This window comes from Xanthomonas arboricola pv. juglandis (assembly GCF_905367715.1).
GTDB lineage: Bacteria > Pseudomonadota > Gammaproteobacteria > Xanthomonadales > Xanthomonadaceae > Xanthomonas > Xanthomonas arboricola.
This window is the reverse complement of record NZ_HG999362.1, coordinates 1,246,685-1,262,951: the sequence shown is the minus strand read 5'-3', so window position 1 is coordinate 1,262,951 and position 16,267 is coordinate 1,246,685. Positions and strand designations below refer to the sequence as shown.

The window sequence follows — 16,267 nt, the reverse complement described above, 5'->3', positions numbered from 1 at the left end:
ATGTCTGCCGTTGAATGGATGCGATTCCGGCAGTTGTGCGGGAGGACCCAGCGCACAGTCCGGTGATCGAAGGCGCGTTACCGCGCAGGTGGCCTGTCCCGTTTGGCGGTAGCCGGCGCGGGCACGACGTCATGACGAAGGGATGCGATGCGCATCGCCCCGGTGCGCTGCGATCGTTCTGCCACGCAATGCGCTCGGTACTTCATGAGCGAGGCTGCAAACGCACATCAACCAGCGTGGCGTCGGTGCGAGCCAACTCGATATCTGCTCCGCAAATGGCGATCGACAGATCGCGCACTGCAGCCCGCCCACGCATTCACCACCGGCGGCTCAGCCGGCCTGCTCCACCAGATCGGCCAGTTCGTCCTCATCGAAGCCGGCAAGCAGCCGCGCCTGCAGATTGAACGGCCCATGCAGGTAACCGCCGGCGTACTCGTGCAGCAGCGCCTTGAAGCGCGCGCGCGGCTCGATGCCGGCCTGCGCGCAATACCAGCGGTACCAGCGCGAGCCGGCCGCCACATGCGCCACCTCTTCGCGCAGGATGGTGTCCAGCACCTCGGCAGTGGCGGTATCGCCGAGCGAGCGCAGCTTGACGATCATCGCCGGTGTCACATCCAGCCCGCGCGCTTCCAGCACGCGCGGCACCAGCGCCATACGTGCCAGGCCGTCATGCGCGGTTTTCTCGCACATTTCCCACAGGCCGTTGTGCGCGGCGAAGTCGCCGTAGTCGTGGTCGTGCGCATGCAATCGCGCGCGCAGCAGCATGAAGTGGCGCGATTCGTCGTCGGCCACGCCAACCCAGTCGGCATAGAACTCCGCCGGCAACCCGCGGAAGCGATACACCGCATCCCAAGCCAGGTCGATGGCGTTGAGCTCGATATGCGCGATGGCGTGGATAAAGGCGGCGCGGCCTTCCGGGTTGCCCAGCCCACGCCGCGGCACCTCGCGCGGATGCACCAGCACCGGCCTTGCAGGTCGGCCAGGCATGCGGATCGGCTCCGGGGGCGCCGCCTGCGGCGGTGGCAACGGCAACGTGCCGGCACGGAACGCGGCCGCATGTCGCTGCGTCAACGCGACCTTCTCCAGCGGATCGGCCGCTTGCAGGCAGGCGTATGCGGCTTGCAGAAGATCCATCGTGTCCATCACTCCGTCGTTGCGGTAGCCGCTAAATCGACAACTGGCGCTTCGATCTGCAGCGGCGATCGAGACCCCACGCAGCCGTCGCAGGTGCGGTCTGCGAACAACCAGCGGCTGGCGCCACTACCGAACCAGCGCGGCGCACCCGCCTGTCGATCGGCAGTAGCCAAATCGCGCGATCGCCACGCAGGTACTCCTGCGTGGCACAGCGGCTCTAGGCCATGTCTGGGTAGTGCCGAGCTGCAGCGCTACCGCACAGCCTCACGCGCGGCGACGCTTCTTGGCATCGTCCGAGCGCAATTGCTGGATGCGTTCGAAATAGCCCGGTTCGATGCCGGTGATGTACTCGCCGTTGAAGCACGAGGAATCGAACTGCTGGATGTCGGGGTTGCCTTCGCGCACGGCCACTTCCAGGTCTTCCAGATCCTGATAGATCAGCCAGTCGCAGCCCAAAAATTCCTGGATTTCCAGCTCGCTGCGGCCATGCGCGATCAGTTCCTCGGCGGCCGGCATGTCGATGCCGTAGATATTGGGGTAACGCACCGGCGGCGCGGCCGAGGCCAGATACACCTTGCGTGCACCGGCATCGCGCGCCATCTGCACGATCTGCCGGCTGGTGGTGCCGCGCACGATCGAATCGTCGACCAGCAGCACCACGCGGTTGCGGAACTCCAGGTGGATCGGATTGAGCTTGCGCCGCACCGATTTCTGCCGCTCGCCCTGCCCCGGCATGATGAAGGTCCGGCCCACGTAGCGATTCTTGACGAATCCCTCGCGGTACTTCACCCCGAGCACGTTGGACATCTCCAGCGCCACATCGCGCGAGGTGTCCGGGATCGGAATGATGGTGTCGATATCGTGGTCCGGGCGCAGCCGCAGGATCTTCTCGCCCAGCTTCAGGCCCATGCGCATGCGCGCCTTGTGCACCGAGATGTTGTCGATCATCGAGTCGGGACGCGCGAAGTACACGTACTCGAAGATGCACGGCGCGTTGACGGTCGGCGCGGCGCAGACTTCCGAAAACAGCTCGCCGCGCGCGGTGATCACCATCGCCTCGCCGGGGCGCACGTCGCGCACGCGCTGGTAGCCGAGGATGTCCAGCGCAGCCGATTCGGAGGAGACGATGTATTCGGTGCCTTCGGCGTGTTCGCGCTTACCCAGCACCAGCGGACGGATGCCGTGCGGGTCGCGGAAGGCCACCAGGCCCAGGCCCAGCACCACGCTGACCACCGCATAGCCGCCCTTGCAACGGCGGTGCACGCCGGCCACCGCGCGGATCGCCGCCTCGGGGGTGAGCATGCGCTGCGCGTCCAGCTCGTAGGCGAACACGTTCAGCAGCACTTCGCTGTCCGAATCGGTGTTGATGTTGCGGCGGTCGGCTTCGAACACCTGCTGGCGCAAGGCCTCGGTGTTGATCAGGTTGCCGTTGTGCGCCAGCGCGATGCCGTAGGGCGAGTTGACGTAGAACGGCTGCGCCTCGTCCATGCCTTCCGAGCCTGCGGTCGGGTAGCGGCAATGCGCGATGCCGACCCGGCCTTCCAGCACCGCCATCTTCTTTTCGTCGAAGACGTCGCGTACCAGCCCGTTGGCCTTTTGCACGCGCAGGCGCGTGCCGTCTGCGGTGGCGATGCCTGCGGCGTCCTGCCCACGATGCTGCAGGACGGTCAGGCCGTCATAGAGCTGCCCGGCGACGTTCTGGTTGCCGACAATACCGACGATGCCACACATGGTGCGCGTTCTCCGCTACGGCTTGCGCCGTTACTGTGAAGGGGGCCGTGCCTGGCCTTGGGACTCGACCCGAGCCGGGTCGCTTTCTCCGCCGCGAACCTGCGCCGGATCGATATTGGCCGGCATCGCCTGCGCCGGATCGCGTCCGTCGCTGGCGGCTTTACCGGGTTGCCCGAGCGCACGCGTGATGGTGTCGCTCAGACCGGACCCGGACAGCGCCTTGCCCAGGTCCGTATTATCGCCTGCCGAGGGCAACTTCCCCAACTCCGTTGGCAAGTTGCCGAGTTCCATTGATGGCATGTCCATCGACGGCATCCGCCAGGCCGGCAGTTGCGCCCGCATCCAGCTCGCGCCCGGCGACAGCATCGGCATCAGCATCGACTGGCGCCAGGACGGCTCGCGCGGCAGCGGCGTGAAGCTCATCAGCAGCACCAGCACGCTGGCCAGAAAACCGCCGCGCACCAGACCCAGGCCGAACCCGAGCATGCGGTCCATCCCGCCCAGGCGCACCGCATCCACCCCGGCACGGATCACCATGCCGATCACCGCCACGGTGATCAGCACGCCAACGAACACCATTGCGTAGCCGCCGAACGATTCGGTAGCCGATGGATGCTTGCCGTCGGCGATCCAGCGCGCGGCCGGGCCGCCGAACTGGAACGTCGCCCAGCCAGCCAGCAACCACGACAGCGTGCCGACCACGATGGCGACAAATCCGCGCAGCAGGCCCAACAGGGCCGACACCAGGATGATGACGCCCAGCACCATGTCGATCATTGCCCACTTCTCCGCGCGGCGCGCGCGCCGCTGGTCCAACCTGGCTCGGTGTTCATTGCGCTCCCCTCCATGGGTGTGAGGCGATCAGGAAATCCGCTCGCCGCTGGCGATACAACGCAAGCGGCGATCAGGCGGGCTGCGGACGAGCCGCACTGCACGTAGCGAACCAACCGGCATGCCGATCTCCACCATGCACCGCGCCCGCCCGATGGAGGCGCAATGGTTTACGGATGCGGACGCACCATGCCGGAAATGCCGACCTTGGCCGCCACCTGCGCACGCAACTGTTCGGCATCGCCACGGTTGGCCACCGGGCCGACCCGCACGCGGTTGAGCGCGCCCTTGTCGGTCCGCACCTGTTCGACGAAGGCACTGAAACCGGCGGCGCGCACGCGATCGCGCAAGGCGTCGGCGTCTTCGGCGCGCCCGAAGGCGCCCAGCTGCACCGCAAAGCCGACCGAACTGGCCGCAGGCGCTGCCGGCGCGGCGACGGCCGGCTTGGCGGGCTCGGGCTTGGCCGGCTCCGTTTTCGCCACCTCCGGCTTGGCCGGAGCGGGCTTGGGCGCTTCGGCCGGCTTGGGCGCGGCGACCACCGGCTTGGCCGGCTCCGGCGGCAGGCTTTCGGTCTTGGTCGGTGCGGCGGTGCTGGCGGCGGCCACGCTGCTGCTGGGTTTTGCGGCCGGCGCCGGCGCCGGCGTCGGTGTACTGGCTGCAGGCGCTGGCGCGGCGGCATTGGCATCCAGCGTCACCACCTGGGCGTTGACGTCGCTGCGCACCTTCACTGCCTGCAGGCGCGCCGATTCGGCCTGCGCCTGGTCGACATACGGCCCCACGCGCACGCGCCAGGCCGGCCGGCCGTTGATCTGGGTCTTTTCGCTGAAGCCGGGCAGCTGCGCCTGCTTGAGCCGCGCCAGCACCGCGTCGGCATCGGCGCTGGTGGCGTAGGCGCCGAAGTTGACCGCGTAGTTGCCGGCCGCCAGCTCAGGCGCCGACGGCGCGCTGGACGGGTTGGCCAGATCGGCCGCATCCGGGTTGTCCTGCATCGCAGCCGGCGCCGTGGCGGCGCCGCGCATGCCCAGTGCGCCACCGGCCGGCGCATCGCCCGGGGTGACCAGCGGCAATTCGCGGGTTTCGAACTCGCCATTGGCCGGTGCGGCAGGCGCCTCCAGCGGCACATCGGCCACGCCGCTCGACGGCGCAGGGCCCTTGACCAGCATCGGCAGGAAGATCACGGCAAGCGCCACCAGAACGATGGCGCCAATCAGTCGCTGTTTCAGAGCAGTATCCACGTAATGAGACGAGAGGCGGCGTGGCGGGGTGCCGCGGCGATTATAAGGCCGCAGCCGGGCTACCGACCCGGGTGGACTGAACGAAGTGCGTTTAGGGCGTCGGCAACGGTATGAAACGAGCCGAATACCAGCACCCGATCGCCCGGTGAGGCCTGCGCGAGCACCGCGCGCAGTGCGCCCGCCACATCGCCATGGCAGGCCGCCTGCGCTGCGGCACTGCCCTGCAGACGGGCCTGCAAGGCCTGCGCCGACTGCCCTCGCGCACCGTCCAGCCCCGCCAGGGCCCAATGGTCGACCTGCGCGGCCACCGCCTCCACCACGCCCAGCACATCCTTGTCCGCCAATGCGGCGTAGATCGCATGGGTGCTGCCGGTGTGCGCCTGCGCGCCCAGCGCATCGGCCAGCGCGCGCGCGGCCTGCGGGTTGTGGCCGACATCCAGCAGCACCTGCACGCCATCGATGTCGCTGCGCTGCAGCCGCCCGGCCACCCGTGCATTGGCAATGCCCTGTGCCCAGGCGGCATCGGGCAGTTCCACCGGCAAGGCCTGCAACGCGGCGATCGCCGCGGCGGCGTTGGCCAGTTGCACCGGCGCCTGCAAGGCCGGCATCGGCAGCTCCAGGGTCACCGCGACATCGCGCCAGCGCCACTGCGGCGCGTCCGAGTGCTGCGCCTCGATCGGCTCGAAGAAATAATCGCTGCCGGCGCGGATCGCATTGGCGCCCAGTTGGTAGGCCCGCCGCAACACGCTCGATGGCGGGTCGATTTCGCCCAGCACCACCGGCTTCCAGGCGCGGATGATGCCGGCCTTCTCGGTGCCGATCGCCTCGCGGTCTTCGCCCAGCCAATCGGTGTGGTCGATATCCACGGTGGTGATCACCGCCACATCCGAATCAATGATGTTGACCGCGTCCAGGCGCCCGCCCAGGCCGATTTCCAGCACCGCCAGGTCCAGCCCGGAGCGCTGCAGCAGCCACAGCGCCGCCAGCGTGCCGTATTCGAAATACGTCAGTGCGGTCTGGCCACGCGCCGCTTCGACGGCGGCAAAGGCGTCCACTAGTTGCGCGTCGCCGGCCTCGTTGCCGTTGATGCGCACGCGCTCGTTGTAGCGCAGCAGATGCGGCGAGGTGTAGCTGCCCACCTTCCAGCCGGCGGCCTGCGCGATCGCCTCGATAAAGGCCACGGTGGACCCCTTGCCATTGGTGCCGCCGACCACGATGACGTGCCTGGCCGGCGCGGCAAGCTGCAACCGCGCAGCGACCTCGCGCACGCGCTCCAGGCCCATGGCGATGTTCTGCGGATGCTGCTGCTCGATGTAGGCGAGCCAGTCGGAGAGGGAGTCGGTTGCGTTCACGGTCAGGGCTGCGCGAGAAGAACCGCATTATCGCCGTTTGACGGCGCGCAACGCACATCACCAGGCATGCCGGCAGATCGCGCGCCGTCGCATGGGCCGACAGGGAGCGCACAACTTGGTGACCAACTGAGGCAGCGCTGTCGCCCGCAGTCAAGGAACATCGGAAATGGAAGCAATGCGCATGCCCAACACGGAGCGTTGACCGCGCAACAGCACCGAGACGCGCTGCTCGGGATGACGCCGATACTGCGCTTCGTCAATGCACAGATGGCCCGGAAAACGATGCGCGAGCGGCCCGCCACTCAATCGGTATTTACACGCCCGCGCGCTAGGCATGGATGCGGTCTGCATGACATGCGTTTCTTCGAAATCGACGCCGGCGATGCGGGTGTAGATCCAGGGCCCACCTCTGGCCAGCACCAGCCAGCACAGCAATCCCAAGAGCGGCGGCGCCAGGCAGAGCGCCAGCACGGTGTTGAACAGCTGCTTGCCAACGACCGCCTTCCACCCGCCGATGCGATAGGCCGGCGCGACGATCGATACCGTCAGACCGCTTCCCAGCAGCACCATCGGCGCTATCCAGGCCCGACCGGACAGGAAAGGCGCAGGAATGAAGTCGGAGAACGCTCCCAGCGCCAACAGGCCGGACACGCTGCCCAAAACTGCGTAGCGAAGCGCCCTGGGCCACCTGGCAATTGTGCCGATATCACAGGCCACGGTCTCATCCAGCGTCCGTGCCGGGCGTTGTCTTACAGCGCCCGATGCTTGGCTTCACCAAAAAACGGCGTGTGGTGCGCGCAGTCGTTGAGCCGCACCACTTCCAGGTGATCCACGTCCTCGCCTTCGAGCAGGTTGAGCGTGGTCGGTGCCTGGCGGAAGGTCCACAGCCGGGACAGCGGCAGGCCCAGGATCTTGCACAGGATCACGCGGTTGACCGCATCGTGCGCGACCACCAGCAAGGTGTCGGCCGCGCCCAGGCCTTCGGCCGCGCGCGCCAGGCCGCGCCAGCTGCGGTCCAGCACCTGCCGCAGGGACTCGCCGCCGGGCATCAGCACGGTATCGGGCTCGTCGCGCCAGGCGCGCAGACGTGCCGGATCCTTGTCGTTGATCTCGCTGGCCAGCAGGCCTTCCCATTCGCCGTGGGCGATTTCCTGCAGGTCTGCATCGGTCTGCAGCAGGTTTTCGCGGTTGCTGCCCAGCGCCAGCCTGGCGGTGGCCTGCGCACGCGACAGCGGCGATGCCACCGCGCGGGTGATCTCCAACGATTGCAGACGCGCGCCGAGGGCGGCGGCCTGGCCTTCGCCGACCGGCGACAGCGGGATATCGATCTGGCCCTGGTAACGGCCTTCGGCGTTCCACGGCGTCTCGCCGTGACGGGCAAGCAGGATGCGCATGCGCGAGAGATTCCTTGGGGAAGGGGCCGGCTCGCCGCAGCGAAACGGGAGCGCATGATAACCCCTCACGCTGCGGCGCCGGCCGCCCGCGTCAGCGCATGTCGAGTTCCTGCAACAGCTGCGGTGCCGGAGCGACTTCCGGCATGACCCATGGCAAATACCGGCTATCCACGGCGATCGTGCGGGTCATCGCCGGATCGAAGATCCCGTTGCGGCTCACCGACGCCCGGTTGCCGTCGAAGGCCAGGCCGACCCGCCTCATCACCGGCGCGCCCTGGTACGGCTCAGGCCCGCCCGAATGCCGGATCGCTGCGGCTGGGCCTGCCGGTTTCCAGATGCCCGGCCAGACGGCGGCGGAATGCCGCGCCCGGCTGTTCCAGCACCACGTCGTACCAGTGATCACTGGCAGCAAGCGCCAGACGCACGGTCTGGCGCTGACCTGCGGCCAGGTGCAGCGAGCGCGCGGTCGGGTCTGCATAGTCCAGCGCGCGCAGCTGCAGCGTGCACGGCTGCTGCCCGGCATTGCCGATGTCCAGCACCAGCACCTCGCCGTCCTGCCGCGCCTCCAACCATGGCGCAGCCGATTGCGTCCCGGACGCAGCGAGGTCGCCGGCGAATTCGCGCAGGAAGCCATTGGGTCCATGCACGCTCAGCGCATAGCCGCCGTTGTGCGCAGCGCCGACCGGCACATCGTCGAGCCGGGTGCCGGGCAACACGGTGTAGTACCACGGGCCGCCACTCGCAGCGCTGGTGTAGACATTGAACGCGGCCGCCGCAGCGCCGCTGTTGACGAACTGCAGCTGCACACCGCCGTCGCCCTGCTCGCGCGCATGCACCTGCAAGGCATACGGCAACGCGCGCGCCGGACGTTGTCCCGGCTCCTGCCGCGGCATGCTGGCCTGGGCCGGCGGCGCCGGTAGCGGCTTGTTGCGCACCGCGGCGGTGCGCGCGCGGTAGTCGTCGACCGACGGCAACGCGCTCAGTGCCGAGTCGTCCGGCTTGCGGAAATCGAACACGCTGGTCAGATCGCCGCTCACCGCGCGACGCCACGGGCTGATGTTGGGTTCGGCCACACCGAAGCGGCGTTCCAGCAAGCGCAGCACCGAGGTGTGATCGAACACCTGCGAATTGACCCAGCCGCCGCGCGTCCAGGGCGAGATCACCAGCATCGGCACGCGGATGCCCAGCCCCATCGGCACACCCTCGTAGACCTCCCCGCGCGTATCGACATTGCTGCGTCCCATGCGCGCATCCAAAGCCGGCAGCGCTGCGGGAACGTGATCGAAGAAGCCGTCGTTCTCGTCGTAGTTGATGATCAACGCGGTCTTCGCCCACACCTGCGGGTTGGCGGTGAGCGCGTCGATCAGGCGCGCCACCAGCGATTCGCCGTAGGCCGGCGGCGCTTCCGGATGCTCGCAGTACGCGGTGGGCGGCACGATCCAGGACACCTGCGGCAAGCGATCGGCCTGCACGTCAGCGGCGATTGCGGCGATCAGGTGCTCGGCCTGCGTGGTGGCGGCATTGTCTGCAGTGGACCCGGGCACGCAGGCACGTGCGCGTCGATAGCGTTCGTCGCCGGGGTGCAGATCGCGGTAGTGCGAAAAATACGCCAGCGAGTTGCAGCCGAAGTTGTCGTACTCCTGGTACACGCGCCAGTCCACGCCTGCGGCCTGCAGGCGCTGCGCATAGGTGGTCCAGTCCATTGCCGCATAACCGGGCTTGTCGCGCGCCATGTCGGCGGTCCAGTTGCCGTCGTCGGCATTGGTCACCGCCTGCGCGCCGAGATTGCCCACGCTCGGGCCGCTGGTGCCGGTGAACAGGTACATGCGATTGGGATTGGTCGGCCCGTGCAGCGAACAGAAATAGCCATCGCAAATGGTGAACGCATCGGCCAGGGCGTGGTAGTACGGGATGTCGTGACGCTGGAAATATCCCATCGTCAATTCGCCCTTGTACGGCACCCAGGCGTCGTACTCGGCCCAGCGCGCCGGGTCCTGCCCGTGGCCGGCTTTCCACGAGTGATCCAGGCTCTTGATCAACGGCGCGCAGGTGCTTTGCGAATCGAACGCGAACGGCAGCAGGCGACGACCATCGGCGGCCGGCTGGCTCCATACCGGGTGACCGTCGCGCAGCTGCAACGGGCGCGGATCGCCGAAGCCGCGCACGCCGCGCAGCGCACCGAAGTAATGATCGAAGGAGCGGTTTTCCTGCATCAGGATCACCACGTGTTCGATGTCGCGCAGCGTGCCGGTGCGCGAGTTGGCCGGCAGCGCGAGTGCGCGGCCGATCGAGGACGGCATGGCGCCGGCGGCGGTCAGCGCGGCGACGCGCTTGAGGAAATCGCGGCGCGAAGAGGAGGACGTCATGGCTACGGAACCTGCAGGAAATACGTGTACGTCGCCGCACAGTGCGGCTGGGTACGACACGTATAGCGGGCAAGCACGACAGTTTTGCGACAGCCACCGTCATCAATGTTTCATACGTCGTTGACACCCTGCGTCGCGAAACGCCGGTCCTGCACCGCGCGTTGCCCTCAGCCGTGCTCGAACAGGATTCCCCCATGACTTCCGCTCGCCGTTTTCATGTCACTCCGCTGGCACTTGCCCTGGCCGCGCTGCTCCCCGCCATCGCCTCTGCTGCCACACCGGCGGCCGATCCGATTGCCGGTGCAGATGCAGATGCGCCGGTAGCCGATGCCCCGGCCAGCGTGGCCGATGCCGCCACCAACGCCACCCAGCTGGATGCGATCAACGTGGTGTCGCAAGGCAGCACCCGCCAGGTCCAGCGCATCAGCCGGCAGGACATCGAGCAGCTGACCCCGGGCAGCAGCGCCTTCAAGGCAGTGGAAAAACTGCCGGGCGTGCAGTTCCAGTCGGCCGATCCGTTTGGCACCTACGAGTGGTCCACGCAGGTCACCCTGCACGGCTTCGATCAGAGCCGGCTGGGTTACACGCTCGATGGCATTCCGCTCGGCAACATGAGCTACGGCGTCACCAACGGCCTGCACATCACCCGCGCCATCATTTCGGAAAACCTCGGCTCGGTGGAAATCGCGCAAGGCGCCGGTGCGCTGGGCACTGCGTCCAACACCAACCTTGGCGGCACCATGCAGTTTTACTCGGCCGACCCGCAGAGCACGCCGGGCCTGCGCCTGGTGCAGACGGTCGGTAGCGATGCCACGCGCCGCACCTTCGTGCGCGGCGACACCGGCGATCGCAACGGCTTGTCGGCATACCTGTCCTATGCCAATGCCAGCACCGACAAATGGAAGGGCTTCGGCGACCAGCAGTCCGAGCAGGCCAACCTCAAGACCGTCTACCAGTGGGGCGACGGCAACCGTCTGAGCCTGTTCGTGGATACCTCGCGGCGCAAGGAATACGACTACATGGACCTGTCGTTGACCAGCCAGCGCGCACTGGGCTGGGACTACGACTACCTGCAGCCGGATTGGGCCACCGCCGTGCAGATGGCGCGTGCGTATCAGAACACCGGCGCCACCAGCGGCGTGGCCAACGGCTATCCGCAATCGCTGGCCGGGCTGCCCGACGATTACAGCTGGCTCGATGCCAGCTACTACGCGGGTGGCGGCCTGCGCCGCGACAACCTGGCCGGGCTGTCGGGCACGTTCGTGTTCGGCGGCGCCACCCTGGATGCCACCGGCTACTACCACGGCAATCGTGGCGAAGGTCAGTGGGTGACGCCGTATGTACGCACCTCTGCGCAGGTGCCGCTGTCGATGCGCACCACCGACTACGGCCTGGATCGTTTCGGCGGCACCAGCGCATTGAAATGGTCGTGGGGCAACCACGATCTGGAAGTGGGCCTGTGGGCGGAAAACGCACGCACCACGCAGCAGCGCAACTACTTCGCGCTCGGCAATGAAGGCTATACCTCGCTGTACAACGTGTATGAAGCGCAGACCCCGTTCCGTCGCGATTTCCTGCAGCGCTACACCACCCAGACCCGCATGCTGTACCTGCAGGACACCGTGCGCCTGCTCGACGATCGGCTGACCCTCAACTACGGCGCAAAGGCGCTCAGCACCACCACGCGCGCGCAATCGCTGGTGCCGACCACCGCGCTGGCACAGGGTCGCATTCGCGCCGAAGACAACTTCCTGCCGCAGGTCGGCGTGAACTACAAGCTGGACGAGCGCCAGGACCTGTACGCCTCCTACAGCAAGAACATCGCCGCGTTCGGCTTCACTCCGTTCGGCACCTCGCAGGCGGCCTTTGACCGCAGCCGTTCCACGCTGGAACCGGAGGAATCACAGACCGTGCAGGTGGGTTACCGCGTGCAGGATGCGCAGTTCCAGCTGTCGGCCGATGCCTACTTCACCAAGTTCTCCAACCGCTTGTTGACCACCTCGCCGTGTACCGCCGTGCAGACCTGCGCGGCGATCCTGAGCAACGTCGGCGCCGTGCATAGCGCGGGTGCCGATCTGGCCTTGATGTGGCGCCCGGTGGAGGGCCTGAGCTGGTTGAACTCGCTGTCGTGGAACCGCTCGCGTTATCAGGACGACTACCTCAACAACGGCGTGGTCGCCACCTCCGGCAAGGACGTGGTCGGCATCCCCGCGTTGATGTTCTCCTCCAGCGCCAGCTACCAGCTCGGCAACCTGCGCCTGGATCTGGACGGCAAGTACGTCGACAAGCGCTACATCACCTTCCTCAACGATTCGCAGGTGCCTTCGTACTGGCTGTTCAATGCCGGCGCGCGCTACGACTTCGGTCGCGTGGGCGGGGTGGCCGATGTGGCGTTGGCGCTCAACATCACCAACCTCACCGACAAGCGCTATTTTGCCAGCACCGGCACCAACGGCTATGTCGCCTCCGATCCGGATGGCTACAACCAGACCATGGTGGTCGGCGCACCGCGGCAGTATTTCATGAGTCTGGATGTGAAGTTCTGAGTCGCCGCCGCTGTAGCCCTCTCCTTCGGTCCTAGAAGGCATGGCTTGCGCGCCATCGGCGCGCGTGGCTGGGAGCGCCCGGCCCGCATGTGCGGGCTGAGGCGCGGAGCAGGGACTTCTAGGGTGAGGGTAGCGCCAATGATTCACCCTGGCGACGCGTGGCGACGCGCTTGCCATCGCAGGCGGCGACAGATCTCTGAGGCGCCCCTTCATCCGGCGCTTTGCGCCACATTCGCCTCGTAAAGAGGCCGATGTCCCGACGGCAGAAGCAAGATCAAAGCCCCTCTCTCTCCGGGAGAGGGGTTGGGGTGAGGGTACGCTGCGAAGCACCCGGCGCGTTACTGATGAAGGCGCGTGGCGACGCGTTTGTCATTGCATGTACTGGTAAATCTCTGGGGCCCCCATCATCCGCCCCTGCGGGGCACCTTCTCCCGAGGGGAGAAGCGCGGCACCGGCCCTACCCCGCCATGAACCGGGTCAGCCGACATCACTCACTTCCCGCACCGCCGCATGGCCCCGACCTCGCGCCGCATATAATCGCCGTCTTACTTTCACTCAGCAGGTCCCGCCAGATGGCGCAGACGATGAAGGCGCTGGTCAAGCGCGAAGCAAACAAGGGCATCTGGCTGGAACAGGTCGCCATCCCCAGCCCCGGCCCCAACGAGGTGTTGATCAAGCTGGAAAAGACCGCAATCTGCGGCACCGACCTGCATATCTACCTGTGGGACGAGTGGAGCCAGCGCACCATCAAGCCCGGCCTGACCATCGGCCATGAGTTCGTCGGCCGCGTGGCCGAGCTCGGTTCGGCAGTGACCGGCTACCAGGTCGGCCAGCGCGTGTCGGCCGAAGGCCACATCGTCTGCGGGCATTGCCGCAACTGCCGTGGCGGCCGCCCGCACCTGTGCCCCAACACGGTCGGCATCGGCGTCAATGTCAACGGCGCCTTTGCGGAGTACATGGTGATGCCGGCCAGCAACCTGTGGCCAATCCCCGACCAGATTCCCTCGGAGCTGGCCGCGTTCTTCGACCCTTACGGCAACGCCGCGCACTGCGCGCTGGAGTTCGACGTGATCGGCGAGGACGTGCTGATCACCGGCGCCGGCCCGATCGGCATCATTGCCGCCGGCATCTGCAAGCACATCGGTGCGCGCAACGTGGTGGTCACCGACGTCAACGACTTCCGCCTCAAGCTGGCGGCCGACATGGGCGCCACGCGCGTGGTCAACGTGTCCAAGACCTCGCTCAAGGACGTCATGGCCGACCTGCACATGGAAGGCTTCGACGTGGGCCTGGAAATGAGCGGCAACCCGCGTGCCTTCAACGACATGCTCGACTGCATGTACCACGGCGGCAAGATCGCCATGCTCGGCATCATGCCGCGCGGCGCCGGTTGCGACTGGGACAAGATCATCTTCAAGGGCCTCACCGTGCAGGGCATCTACGGCCGCAAGATGTACGAGACCTGGTACAAGATGACGCAACTGGTGTTGTCGGGTTTCCCGCTGCACAAGGTACTGACCCACCAATTGCCGATCGACGACTTCCAGAAGGGCTTCGACCTGATGGAAGAAGGCAAGGCCGGCAAGGTCGTGTTGAGCTGGAACTGATCGGCCAATACGCTTCAACGCAAAAGGCGCCGCGAGGCGCCTTTTGCATGTCCGTTTTCAGAGCGCAGGCAACGCAGCAGGCAAAGCTTAGTGGGTCGAGGGCGCGGCGGCCTCAATGCACCAAAAAGTTGGTCGGTGGTCAGGTAAAAAACACGCTTGTTGCTAGGCGTTGAGACGCTGAGAGGTCCATAGATTGCTTGTTGGAAGTCCACCCGTTGCTCAGCGCGCGACGGGAAAATTGTCGGATGCAAGGTGATCCGGACGATGCACGAGATGGCCTGCTTGCAACCACGCACCGACCATCTCGACTGGTCCTTGCCCGCCTACCGTCGCGGGACCTTACGCGGCATGGATGCCGCGTAAGGTCCTACAAGGACGTACTTGCGGCGTGTCCCGCGATGGTGGGCGGGCAAGGGCCCTGCAGCAAAGCCGCAGATCATCCGCTCCACGATTGAGCTATCGCATGGGCGACTGCTTCAACGACCGACCATCTCGACTGGTCCTTGCCCGCCCACCGTCGCGGGACCTTACGCGGCATGGATGCCGCGTAAGAGCCTACATGGACGTACTTGCGGCGTGTCCCGCGATGGTGGGCGGGCAAGGGCCCTGCAGCAAAGCCGCAGATCAACCGCTCCACGATTGAGCTATCACATGGGCGACTGCTTCAACGACCGACCATCTCAACTGGCCCTTGTCCGCCTACCGTCGCGGGACCTTACGCGGCATGGACGCCGCGTAAGAGCCTACAGGGACGTACTTGCGGCGTGTCCCGCGACGGTGGGCGGGCAAGAGCCCTGCAGCAAAGGCCGCAGCTCAACCGCTCTACGATTGAGCTATCGCATGGGCGACTGCTGCAAAAGACCGACCATCTCAACTGGTCCTTGTCCGCTTACCGTCGCGGGACCTTACGCGGCATGGATGCCGCGTAAGAGCCTACAGGGATGTACTTGCGGCGTGTCCCGCGATGGTGGGCGGGCAAGGGCCCTGCAGCCAGGCAGCAGATCAGCCGCTCCGCAAGTGATCTATCCGCACAATGCATCACTCAAAGACAAAACAGCGAGATTTGATTCCTAGTGTCGTTCAACTTCAGGCACTGAAGAACCCAGGCATCAACTCTTGCCGCCTCACCACTATCACTGCACAGCCGAGTCATTAAAGCCGCTGTTCAAGCGATTGCCATCACGGCATTACGGCCAGGTAACCGTGGCAGTCGCGACCAGATGGTTCTGCGAATTCTGCCGACCGAAGCCGAATTCCGCCGCCTCGCTGGTGTCGTAATAGCCAACGCTCAGGCCCAGCGGACCGAAGGCCTTGCCGACATTCACGCCGAAGTCGTTGTAGTCGTGATCCACCTGACTCAGCGACGAGGTATAGACGCTGTGCCCCGCATGCGCGCCGAAGGTGAAGTCGTAGGGCAGCGACCAGTTGGCATCCAGCGCGTAGTAGTAGCCATCGGTCTTGGTGCCGTAGAGATCGTTGGTGTAGGCAACGGTGAGGCTATAGGTTTTCAGGAACGTGGTCTTGGTGATCAACTCGGCGTAATTGGACGCGCCTGCTCCCAGATACTGGTAGCGATTGACCATCACATCGAAATTGAAATTGGTGCCCAGATCGGTGTTGTAGCCGACAAAGCCATCCACTTCCCAATCCGGATCGCCGGCACCGTAGTCGACATTGGACGTCCAGGTGCCGATGTACAGGCCAAACGGCGTCTTGTAGGTGAGTCCGGCCTGGAAGGCGGGCTCTTCATTGGTCTGCGAAATACCGCGGAACAGATAGTCGCTGGTCACCGCGAAAGTGCCGCTGAAGGGAGAAGCGGCGGCTTCTTCGTCCTGCGCTTGTGCCAACGGCACCACACCGAGCAACAGCAACGACAGACAACACGCGAGCGAGGGCGGCTTCATGGACATCTCCTGGAACGATGGGCGGTCGGATTGCGCAAGGCGGGCCTGCCATGACTTATTAGTCCAACTGTCATTGCAGCGCAACATACAAGTCGCGCTCGCTTGACCCAGCGCACACGCTTGAGCGCAGACGACGCTGATCAGCGTTCTGTCTCATCGACCGCCCG

Annotated in this window: 11 protein-coding genes and 1 pseudogene; 2 read left to right on the top strand and 10 right to left on the bottom strand. The window is 66.1% G+C overall.

Annotated elements, in window-relative coordinates; genetic code table 11:
- Positions 1 to 330 precede the first annotated feature (330 nt).
- The 9 genes and pseudogenes from KHN93_RS05400 to KHN93_RS05360 form a co-directional block, all read right to left on the bottom strand.
- Entirely contained in the window at positions 331 to 1,134 is an 804-nt protein-coding gene (locus tag KHN93_RS05400; RefSeq protein WP_425600171.1) for a ferritin-like domain-containing protein, read from the bottom strand.
- A 264-nt stretch (positions 1,135 to 1,398) separates the two neighbouring features.
- Positions 1,399 to 2,865, bottom strand: a complete 1,467-nt coding sequence (purF, locus tag KHN93_RS05395; RefSeq protein ID WP_016902228.1) for an amidophosphoribosyltransferase — start codon at positions 2,863 to 2,865, stop codon at positions 1,399 to 1,401.
- A gap of 30 nt (positions 2,866 to 2,895) precedes the next feature.
- Positions 2,896 to 3,642 (bottom strand): CvpA family protein, encoded by a 747-nt coding sequence (locus tag KHN93_RS05390; RefSeq protein WP_016902227.1) that lies wholly within the window; start codon positions 3,640 to 3,642, stop codon positions 2,896 to 2,898.
- A 224-nt stretch (positions 3,643 to 3,866) separates the two neighbouring features.
- Positions 3,867 to 4,931 carry an SPOR domain-containing protein gene (locus KHN93_RS05385; protein ID WP_212579235.1) on the bottom strand — a complete coding sequence of 355 codons (1,065 nt, stop codon included), beginning with the start codon at positions 4,929 to 4,931 and terminating at the stop codon, positions 3,867 to 3,869.
- 59 nt (positions 4,932 to 4,990) lie between these two features.
- The gene (folC, locus tag KHN93_RS05380) at positions 4,991 to 6,283 is read right to left on the bottom strand and encodes a bifunctional tetrahydrofolate synthase/dihydrofolate synthase (protein WP_212579234.1); all 1,293 of its coding nucleotides are present in this window, start codon (positions 6,281 to 6,283) and stop codon (positions 4,991 to 4,993) included.
- 150 nt (positions 6,284 to 6,433) lie between these two features.
- The gene (locus KHN93_RS05375; RefSeq protein WP_238150289.1) at positions 6,434 to 6,943 is read right to left on the bottom strand and encodes a hypothetical protein; all 510 of its coding nucleotides are present in this window, start codon (positions 6,941 to 6,943) and stop codon (positions 6,434 to 6,436) included.
- 89 nt (positions 6,944 to 7,032) lie between these two features.
- On the bottom strand, positions 7,033 to 7,677 hold the full coding sequence (locus KHN93_RS05370; protein ID WP_104647091.1) for a histidine phosphatase family protein: 645 nt from the start codon (positions 7,675 to 7,677) through the stop codon (positions 7,033 to 7,035).
- A gap of 91 nt (positions 7,678 to 7,768) precedes the next feature.
- Positions 7,769 to 7,951, bottom strand: a pseudogene (locus KHN93_RS05365) (S46 family peptidase); the annotation flags it as partial.
- A gap of 10 nt (positions 7,952 to 7,961) precedes the next feature.
- Positions 7,962 to 10,043 carry a phosphocholine-specific phospholipase C gene (locus KHN93_RS05360; protein WP_212579232.1) on the bottom strand — a complete coding sequence of 694 codons (2,082 nt, stop codon included), beginning with the start codon at positions 10,041 to 10,043 and terminating at the stop codon, positions 7,962 to 7,964.
- Positions 10,044 to 10,237: 194 nt separating this feature from the next.
- Here KHN93_RS05360 and KHN93_RS05355 point away from each other — a divergent pair, with 194 nt between their 5' ends.
- Both KHN93_RS05355 and tdh read left to right on the top strand, forming a co-directional pair.
- Positions 10,238 to 12,589: a TonB-dependent receptor gene (locus KHN93_RS05355; RefSeq protein WP_212579231.1), complete on the top strand. Its 2,352-nt coding sequence runs from the start codon at positions 10,238 to 10,240 to the stop codon at positions 12,587 to 12,589.
- Between the two features lie 572 nt (positions 12,590 to 13,161).
- A complete protein-coding gene (gene tdh, locus KHN93_RS05350) occupies positions 13,162 to 14,196 on the top strand; it encodes an L-threonine 3-dehydrogenase (RefSeq protein ID WP_016902219.1) in 1,035 nt (344 codons plus the stop codon).
- 1,187 nt (positions 14,197 to 15,383) lie between these two features.
- Here tdh and KHN93_RS05345 read toward each other — a convergent pair.
- Entirely contained in the window at positions 15,384 to 16,100 is a 717-nt protein-coding gene (locus tag KHN93_RS05345) for a TorF family putative porin (RefSeq protein WP_212579230.1), read from the bottom strand.
- Between the last annotated feature and the right edge of the window lie 167 nt (positions 16,101 to 16,267).